We start from the raw sequence: 7,344 nt of genomic DNA, 5'->3' as shown, positions 1-7,344 counted from the left end.
CAGTAAGGGTTTCGACACTTATGGCCGGCTCCGGTATCCCTTGGCTGACTCCTCTTTTAACTATGGGGTCTTTTTTTGGGCCAAAATACGGCTTTGGGGCGGACTATTTCCCGCGCATGGGTAGAAGGACTCAGTGGTTCAACATGATGGGGCTTACTTGGAGTAGAGGTTAGGCAAAGTTAGAGTGTAAGGGGTGAGGCTGGATCACAGGGTGAGGATGACAGAAGCAGGCTGGTGCATGAGTCATATATATATGTAAGTGGTGTCTGCATTTCTGGGACTTTACTGAGGGAGGTTTGGGTCTCAGATTGAGCCGATCGCCCTTAACAATTCCTCTGATTCAAAATCCCGAAGTTGACACGACACGGTACTCTAACCCCGATCGAACTCCCAGGAATCGATCGCCCGCAAATACACTATCCTGAACTAGACCCCCAAACTCCTTCAGTTACCCCAGTTATCAGCCCTTGATGAGCGAGCGCGAGTTGGTCTCCTCAACATCTACATCTAAAAAGTGCAAGTGACTCTCTTCCTCAGTATTGACAGCAATCACCAAACCTCTATTCCCCCAAGGAGCGATCGCCCGGGGTGAGGCGGGGCTGCTAAAATTCCCTACTTGAATCCCTTGACTGTTTAACACTTCTATCTGGCCCCCAACATCTGCCAATACCCATCCCCAATTAGCCACACAAGCAGACACGGGCAAACTTTCCAGGGGAATTCGCGCTACCTTGAGCGGCCACAATTTCATCAACAGCACCGCCGCTTTACCACCTTGGGGAATTCCCAGCAAAGTATAAGGCTCAGGTGTCAATAGGATCTGTCCGACGCTGGCAGATAACCGCACAGAACCCACCGGCGTGCCGCGGCGAGTGTAAACTCTAAAAATAGTTTGGGGATTTTTGGGTTCGTTGTCCGGCCAAACGGCTAAGACGTGTCGCCGATCCAAAAACATTAATTCTGGTAAATAGTGTTCTGGTAACGGCACAGTAGCGATCAGCTTCAGGGCTTTTTTCTGATCGCCCGCCGTGCTGTTTCCAGCTAAAGAATAAAAACGCAGTTCGCCGGGAACCGCTACTGTCAACCAGTTGCCGTGAGAGTCAATAGCAGCTTTTAAAGCATCTAGACCTTGCCTCAAACCCATATCCAGCAGGCATTGAGGCTCCCAAGAGCGATCGTTGAGCCAGTAAAGTTTTTGCGGAGTGAGAACGCAGCAGCCGTTGGAAACAGGTAAAATGCCGCGCACGATTTCGGCCATGAATGAAATAGAAGTAGACATTTCTCCTGTAACTAGCTGTTTTTCCGGCTGACACCAAACCTTCACCTCTGTACCTACAGCAGCATAGAGATACGTTTCAGTGGCAATTAAAGCGGTCACCGGTGCAGGAAGTATCAGTGGCTTTGGCTGCGAAAGCGAATAGCGCACAGTCCGAAGTAAATTAATAGCCGACTGTGATGCTTTTTCCTCTTCCACCTCCAGCAAAGAGTCAGTTTCCGACTTCAGACTTTTATCACCACTGGTTGTGGGGCTTTCCCAAGGAATAATGCAGTCGCCCAATTGTCTGACAGCGGGGTCGTACATGATCAGCCGCAGAGCTTGAGCCATTTGGGAAGCACTGGCAAAACGGCGGGCTGGCAGCTTTTCTAAAGATTTTTTGACTATTGCTTGCAAAGGTTCGGGGATGGCGTCGGGAAATTGCAAGCGTTGATTCAGGTGCGCCCACCTCAAGTCTCCGGGGGTTCCCCCGAAAGGGCGGTAGCCCATTAGCAATTCAAACAGCAGAATTCCTACTGCATATATATCTGACATCGGGGAAAAAAGACCGTAAAACCGCTCTGGGGCCATGTAAGCGGGGGAACCTACGGTAGCGTCGGGAGAAATTTCTTGGTGGAGGCGAGTGGTACCTATTTCTGGCAGCCGACGCGCGATGCCAAAGTCAGACAGCCGGGGCGACCAACCTTTTGCTCCTAAAGTTAGGAGGATATTTTCGGGTTTGATGTCGCAGTGAACTACGCCTCGGCGGTGGGCGTAGTCTAAGCCTGCTAAAACTTCCATGACTAGCTGCAAACCTTCGAGTAGACGCAAGGGGCGCTCTTGTTTGAGCAGGTTGCGGAGGGTTCCTCCCTCGCAGTAGTCCATAACCAAGTACCTGCCTGTAGCTGTGTGTTCTAGAGCTCGGCAGGTAACAATGTTCGGGTGCTGCAAGGTGATCAGAAACCACAGTTCTCGCAAGAATTCGCTAGTTGGGGCTTTTTGATGACTAAGTTCTTTGAGAGCAACCAGTTGGCTGGTGAGGCGGGAGTCCTGGGCGGGAGCTTCTCGAACGCTGGCACAAAAGACTCGACCAAATTGTCCTTGTCCGACTAGCCCTAAAATGCGGTACTTAGAATGTTGCATCGGTCTAATTATAGAAAAAGCTTGAGCTAGTATTAAAATATGTAAATAATTCTGACAAAAATTCAAATTTTTGAATCCCTCGCCAGGTACAGCCTATGTTATCTCAGGTTCATTCTCAGCCTCTTTGAGAGCGATCGCACAGTCGCACCTACTAAAATCCTTGAGCTTCGGAATCACTATCAATCTTGCCGGATGCCTGTACCCGCTCGGGAACTACCTGTGGCTGCTATTTTAGTCGATCGCGACTATTACAGTTTTTTCAATGCCATGCAGAAAGTATCTAAGGTTTTAGCTTTTCAAGGCTAATCTGGGGAATCGGGGCGAGGGAACAGCGATATGACCAAAACAGAAGTGGGGTTATGCCATAGGGGTTAGAAAGCCAGAAGCCGATGCTGTCGTCAAGGCATCTTAACCTTTTTGAGTGTTAGCCAACTTTATTTGCGCTTTGAATAAGTTGATCGTAACTTGCTAAATACTGAACTTGACAGGAGCAAACATCAATATGGTTAAAATTATTAAACTAGATCCAATTGCGGAGGAAATAGCAGTCGAAACCCGATCGAATATCCTGTCTGCCTTACTTTCCAAAGACTTAGATGTTCTCAAGGAATGCGGGGGGCGGGGAATGTGCGCTACCTGCCATGTTTACATTAAAGAAGGCATGGAAGGCTTGTCGGACATGAACCGCCGCGAGAAAAGGACGTTGGAAGTCATTACTACGGCTAAAGCCAATTCGCGACTTGCTTGTCAGGCTCAAATTATGGGCGAGGGTGTGGTTGTAGAGTTGCCTGCGGGGATGTACATTAATGCTATTGAAAATGTCGAAGCTCTGATCGGCCGCCGCGCCCAGCAAGATTTATTACACCCAATTACGGGTCAAGTAGTTGTAGAATCAGGAAAGTTAATTACTCGTTCTATCGTTACACAGCTTAATGAAACCCGCTTTCAAGTAGGACAGTATTTAGTTCGGACTAAAGAAGCTTAAAACTGATATGTTTGTATTTTAGTAGTAGAGAAAAATCTATGTTGAGCCAACTTGCGCGTTTGAGCATGGAAGCAGACGGACGCTACGCCAGTGCAGAAGAACTCCAATTTTTGAAAGACTACTTTCAGTCTTTGAATCACCGGATGAGTGCTTATAAAAAAATTCAAGCCTCTGAAACAGAAATTATGCGGCAAGTGGAAGCACAAATGCTGTCTCTAGACCCTAGTTTATTTCGGCGGGGGGGTAACGATGTCACTGAAAAGTGCCGTGGAGATATTGTGCGGGTGTTGAGGCATTCGGCGGCAGCACTGTTGATTAATGATACGGAACGATTGCGCGATCGGCTACTACTTTGGTTGCAAACTATTTTAGGCGCTGTTCAAGTTAGAAATAGTGCGAGCGTGACCTACGATGTGATGAAAAAGGTTCTCAAACAATATCTCACAGTGGAAGAAAGGAACCTATTTTTTCCAATTCTGGACATCAACCGCACTTTACTAGGCAAATAATCAAGGGGGTGGATTAACAGTAAGACTTTTTCTGACATTTGCTAACAATCACTTACATTGGCCCGAGGTCTTTATATCATATAGAATGAATTTAGCCACTCTGATTTAGGTGAAAAACCTTGGTAGTACGCAACCGCTATATAAATAAGTTGCCTCCCTTGCGTATCAAAGCAAATAATCAGATTGGCTAATAGCTGTAAGCGATAACCAAGCTGAAGGCAAGAATATAAGTGCTTGTAGAAATTTCTACGGGCATCGGTTGATACGCCTTTGTTGAGAGATTCTCTTAACTTATGTATTTGTTAGCAAATGTTAGCGAAAAAGTATCGGTTGACAAGTTAACGCCGATAAACTGTGCCGTTAGGAAGAGTGGCTCCAATCAACTTCGCTCCCGTCAAATCCGCCTCAGTGAGAATCGCTCCCCGCAGGTTGGCTCCTGTCAAGTCAGCTTTCTGCAAGTTGGCTTTACTCAGGTTAGCTTTGCTCAAGTTAATTTCATGCAGGCAAGAATTAGAAAGGTCGGCATTGATCAGGTAGGCTAGACTCAAGTTGGCTTTGCTGAGGTTTGCCCCGCTCAACTTAGCTTCCATAAGATAAGCACCGCTCAAGTTGGCTTCGTTCAACAATGCCTCTGCCATATTAATTCCAGTTAAAAGTTTGCCACTCAAGTCTACACCGCCCAGATCTGCCCCGCTGAGGTTAATACCGCTTAAATGGCTGCCATTTAAAGTGATGTTTCTCAGGTAGGTTTTGCTCAGGTCTGCTTTGCACAAATTGGCTCTATCTAAGCAAGCTTCGCTAAGGTCTGATCCGCTCAAGCACGCGCCGTTTAAATAGGCTTGAGTGAGGTTAGTTCGCCTGAGATTTGCTTTCAACAGGTTGGCTTTGCTGAGGTTAGCACGGGTTAAGTTGGCTCCGGCTAGGTTGGCTTTGGATAATTCGGCTCCCGTGAGTTGTGCTTCGGTCAAGTCTGCCTCTTTCAGACTCGCTAGACTTAAGTAAGCATCTTTGAAGTTCGCCCCGTTGAGATTAGCTTTAATCAGATAGGCTTTACTGAGATTTGCCTCAGTGAGAATGGCTTTGGTGAGGTTAGCCGCGCTCATATCTGCACCTATGAGATTAGCATTGGGAAGAATTGCTCCGGTCAGGTTTGCCCAATTCAGATGAGATCCGGCTAGGTTGGCGCCGGTGAGATTGGCTCCGATGAGATTGGCTCCGCTCAGACTGGCTGCCATGAGGTTGGCGCCGGTGAGATTGGCTCCGCTGAGGTCAGCTTTGCTGAGATTGGCTCGGCTTAGATGGGCTTTGGTGAGGTCGGCCCCGCTGAGGTTAGCACCGATTAAGTAGGGTCGTTGCTGGTGTTGGTTGAGGTTTGCCAAAATTAGAGTTGGGGCATCGCTGGAACGGTATAAATCGATCGGACTCAACACAATGCCGCGCAGATTTGCCAGTCTAAAATCTCTTTCGCCGGCTGCATATCGATTTAGAAGTTCATTGGCGTCCATTAAGTTCTAGCAAAATGTTTGAGGTTTTGATTGGTTTTAAATTTTATGAATTTCTAGAGTAAGTTATGAAGTTTCTAGCTGCTAGTTATCATCAGGTTTTATTTGAATTGCTAAAACCTGATTTTTAAACTCAGGAGCTTTTTTATAATTTAACTCACAGTTTTGATGATGATACGGTTGATAATATGGGTACCCAAAAATCGATCGATTTGACAGCTATTAGCAACAAAGTAATAGCTGTCAAATCAGTCAGTTTTTTTGGAAAAGTTGAGTGAGAATAGCTTCATGGTCTTTTCCTTCTTCGACCATAGACTCGCCCGGTTGTAGGCGATCGCGCAGCCCTAAAATAAAGCGGTTGCAGTCAGAGCCCAAGGATTCGCAGGAGGTTTGCAGGCAGTGAAGTTCTCGACCCGTAAGCTGACTAAAGAACGAACTTAAAATACCTGCTTCTAAAAAACAGGCTGGTCGCTTAGACTTGGGGGCTGTTTTAGCAAAAAGAGAGTTAGCAATTTTTACTATTAAAAATCCATGTTCTGAATAGCTGGGGTCAAGCTCAAAGGTTCCCCATCCATGAGTTTTCCAACACTGCTGCAAGGACTGAAGAAATTCTACCATTTCCATTTCAGAAACTGGCTGACCGTAGTATTCGCTGACTTCTTCACAAAAACGCACGTAGAAGTTTTTACCCCACCAGCGACCGCAGTTGAAAAGCACGAGGCGGGAGGCTTGACCTGTTTCTTGTTCTAAGCCGATATAAATGGCTTGAATCAGTGTTTCTGGGAGTGCTAAGAGCCGATCGCCCCGGCGGTTTTCGAGGAGGCCGAGTTCGAGGTCGCCTCGGACGTAGGCATCGCTGGCAAAGTAGTTTCCAGGGAGTCGGGGCTGTTTGAGTAAGTCGGCAATATTAATCATCGGAAATTAGGAATTGGGAATCGGGAATTGGAAATTGGGAAGAAAGCTGATTATTTATTACCTTGGTCAATAATTGACTGCGCTTGGTCGAAAAATGGTTGCAATATAGCCCGGGCTTGCTCGGAAAGCAATTCTTTTAAGCGAGTTTGCAGCAGATTGCAAACAGTTGCTTCGATCTTTTGAGTTTGGTGGGCTTCGACTATGCCGGAAAGCCAGTCTACAAGGCGCTGTTCTAAAAAATTTTGATCGTTTAGCAGCATAGCCATAGCGCAGTACCGCAAGACTAACACCCAATGTTTGAGCGATCGTTCTAAGGTTTCTTGTTTTTCGTCGGGGAACGTTTCTTGTAGCTTGTTGGCTACTGGTTGGAAGATGCTTGCTTCCTTCTCTCGCAAAAATTCGTAAATTTTTAAGCGCTGGACAAGGGTGACAGCTTGACGCTTAAAAGCTATGAGTTCTTCGCCTTTTAAAAAGCGGTTTTCTGCCTGATCCAGCAGCGCCTCAATCTCAGGGTGCATGATTTTAATTAAGTGGTAATCGGTAATTGATAAAAGGAAGGAAGTTCGGCAACGAGCAATGTACGGGATTTAACGGATTTAACTAAGGGATTTTGAAGGATGAGGAAAGAGGGGTGAGGGAAGATGGATTAGGGATTGCCCTATTTTTCATTTTCCATTCCCTACATTGATTAAAACAGGTCGAATAGGTCATCAATGGTGACTTCTGCTTGTTCAGAAATAGAAATTACTGGCAAGGGTGGCGGTAGGGGTAGAGCACCTACTTCCGGAATTCCTTCCCAAGAAATAGCTTGAAAAAAGTCTGCTACTGGCTGGGTTAAACTCAGAAGTTGACCGGGGGTTGAGCCATTTGGGGTTTCTAAAGATTTTCCCAGCCAATTATAGTGACCAAAGAATTCTTGGACAGATTGGTCCAACCATGAAGTTTGACTTTTCATCTTTCTTCCTGCCTGGAGAAATCCACCATTGCACTTTCGATCGCGAAATTGGTGGGAGGAAAGGCAGGGCAGGGGATGTG

At 46.5% G+C, this 7,344-nt stretch carries 7 protein-coding genes; 2 read left to right on the top strand and 5 right to left on the bottom strand.

Going from position 1 to position 7,344, the window contains the following annotated elements:
* Window positions 1-460 precede the first annotated feature (460 nt).
* Window positions 461-2,398: a serine/threonine-protein kinase gene (locus tag QUB04_RS24860; protein ID WP_333288477.1), complete on the bottom strand. Its 1,938-nt coding sequence runs from the start codon at window positions 2,396-2,398 to the stop codon at window positions 461-463.
* Between the two features lie 502 nt (window positions 2,399-2,900).
* Between QUB04_RS24860 and QUB04_RS24855 the strand changes: the two genes are divergently transcribed.
* A complete protein-coding gene (locus QUB04_RS24855) occupies window positions 2,901-3,383 on the top strand; it encodes a 2Fe-2S iron-sulfur cluster-binding protein (RefSeq protein WP_333057691.1) in 483 nt (160 codons plus the stop codon).
* A gap of 38 nt (window positions 3,384-3,421) precedes the next feature.
* Window positions 3,422-3,892 (top strand): phycobilisome protein, encoded by a 471-nt coding sequence (locus QUB04_RS24850; RefSeq protein WP_333288475.1) that lies wholly within the window; start codon window positions 3,422-3,424, stop codon window positions 3,890-3,892.
* Between the two features lie 338 nt (window positions 3,893-4,230).
* Here the strand turns inward: QUB04_RS24850 and QUB04_RS24845 are convergent, their stop codons facing one another.
* The 4 genes from QUB04_RS24845 to QUB04_RS24830 all read right to left on the bottom strand — a co-directional run bounded on the left by QUB04_RS24845 (window position 4,231) and on the right by QUB04_RS24830 (window position 7,264).
* Window positions 4,231-5,397, bottom strand: coding sequence for a pentapeptide repeat-containing protein (locus QUB04_RS24845; RefSeq protein WP_333288473.1), 1,167 nt, complete (start codon window positions 5,395-5,397; stop codon window positions 4,231-4,233).
* A 249-nt stretch (window positions 5,398-5,646) separates the two neighbouring features.
* Complete coding sequence (locus QUB04_RS24840; protein ID WP_333288471.1) at window positions 5,647-6,309, bottom strand: V4R domain-containing protein; 663 nt, start codon at window positions 6,307-6,309, stop codon at window positions 5,647-5,649.
* Window positions 6,310-6,359: 50 nt separating this feature from the next.
* Entirely contained in the window at window positions 6,360-6,827 is a 468-nt protein-coding gene (locus QUB04_RS24835) for a phycobilisome protein (protein WP_333288469.1), read from the bottom strand.
* Between the two features lie 170 nt (window positions 6,828-6,997).
* Window positions 6,998-7,264: a hypothetical protein gene (locus QUB04_RS24830; RefSeq protein ID WP_333042386.1), complete on the bottom strand. Its 267-nt coding sequence runs from the start codon at window positions 7,262-7,264 to the stop codon at window positions 6,998-7,000.
* Window positions 7,265-7,344 lie beyond the last annotated feature (80 nt).

The organism is Microcoleus sp. D2_18a_B4, from assembly GCF_036702475.1.
Taxonomy (GTDB): domain Bacteria; phylum Cyanobacteriota; class Cyanobacteriia; order Cyanobacteriales; family Microcoleaceae; genus Microcoleus.
The sequence above is the reverse complement of the archived record's forward strand: the minus strand, read 5'-3'. Positions and strand labels throughout refer to the sequence as shown.

What these genes read in the sequence shown, in the direction of transcription:
- QUB04_RS24860 (WP_333288477.1), bottom strand. Translation starts at nt 2,398, where the DNA reads ATGCAACATTCTAAGTACCGCATTTTAGGGCTAGTCGGACAAGGACAA.
- QUB04_RS24855 (WP_333057691.1), top strand. Translation starts at nt 2,901, where the DNA reads ATGGTTAAAATTATTAAACTAGATCCAATTGCGGAGGAAATAGCAGTC.
- QUB04_RS24850 (WP_333288475.1), top strand. Translation starts at nt 3,422, where the DNA reads ATGTTGAGCCAACTTGCGCGTTTGAGCATGGAAGCAGACGGACGCTAC.
- QUB04_RS24845 (WP_333288473.1), bottom strand. Translation starts at nt 5,397, where the DNA reads ATGGACGCCAATGAACTTCTAAATCGATATGCAGCCGGCGAAAGAGAT.
- QUB04_RS24840 (WP_333288471.1), bottom strand. Translation starts at nt 6,309, where the DNA reads ATGATTAATATTGCCGACTTACTCAAACAGCCCCGACTCCCTGGAAAC.
- QUB04_RS24835 (WP_333288469.1), bottom strand. Translation starts at nt 6,827, where the DNA reads ATGCACCCTGAGATTGAGGCGCTGCTGGATCAGGCAGAAAACCGCTTT.
- QUB04_RS24830 (WP_333042386.1), bottom strand. Translation starts at nt 7,264, where the DNA reads ATGAAAAGTCAAACTTCATGGTTGGACCAATCTGTCCAAGAATTCTTT.